Source organism: Streptomyces kronopolitis, assembly GCF_014646275.1.
Taxonomy (GTDB): Bacteria; Actinomycetota; Actinomycetes; order Streptomycetales; family Streptomycetaceae; genus Streptomyces; species Streptomyces kronopolitis.
In genome coordinates this window covers 1-753 of record NZ_BMND01000100.1, presented here as the reverse complement: position 1 = coordinate 753, position 753 = coordinate 1, and the positions used below count along the sequence as shown (strand labels likewise).

The following is a 753-nucleotide window of genomic DNA, read 5'->3' as shown; positions in this document are numbered from 1 at the left end:
AAAGAGCATGGTTTAATTTTTAAACTGATACGCCCCATCAAAGATTTGAGCTGTCAATGCATTTTTAATTTGTGGTAACTTCACATTATCAAAAATGAAGCTTAAAATATTGTGGAGCGAGTTATACAAAACCCTGTCAATTAACGCATGAGTCAGTCTAACGCCCTCTGCTCGCTCTATAGCGGTTATGATGCTTTTAGATACTCTAATGCTGATATTATCAAGTTGTGCCGCTAAATCTGAGATAAAGCAATAGCTTGCATCGGTGTCTGTGGTGTTAGCAAGCGCTTTAGCTAATAGTGTCTTACTCACTTTTTCCTTTTTGCTTTTGTTTTCTTTTTCTTTTTTAGTTTAAAGCTGTTTCCCAGTCCTTGCTCTAAATGTTCTTTTTCCCACCTTTCTATCTCGTCCAAAGAGAAAGTAATGCGGGCTGTGTGAGAAATCCTATAAATACGATATATCGCTTCAATACGACTTCCAATAGAGCCATAACCCCTAACTCCCCCATCACTACTATCTGAAAATAAATTGTCTTTTACTCTGAATCTAGGCCTATTTTGTCTAGCCAGACTTGTAGCTTCTGCTTCATTAACAATTTGTAAAAATTTATATCTCTTTGGCACAGGAGAGTATTTTTTCAATCTCATTTTTATGCCCTTTTCTGAATGGTATTATAGTGCTTTATCCTTGAGCTTTCCTTTAAGCGGGGTTGCAGCACTTTATCTTTGAGCTTTCATGCGGTAATTAGGGTTT

General features: G+C 36.7%; 2 protein-coding genes. Both read right to left on the bottom strand.

Translation table 11 applies throughout. The features are described 5' to 3' along the window. Positions 1 to 12 precede the first annotated feature (12 nt). The gene (locus tag IEY78_RS35310; protein WP_189104819.1) at positions 13 to 312 is read right to left on the bottom strand and encodes a hypothetical protein; all 300 of its coding nucleotides are present in this window, start codon (positions 310 to 312) and stop codon (positions 13 to 15) included. Next, positions 309 to 647: a hypothetical protein gene (locus IEY78_RS35305; protein WP_189104818.1), complete on the bottom strand. Its 339-nt coding sequence runs from the start codon at positions 645 to 647 to the stop codon at positions 309 to 311. Before IEY78_RS35305 ends, IEY78_RS35310 begins: the two co-directional genes overlap by 4 nt. Positions 648 to 753: the final 106 nt, after the last annotated feature.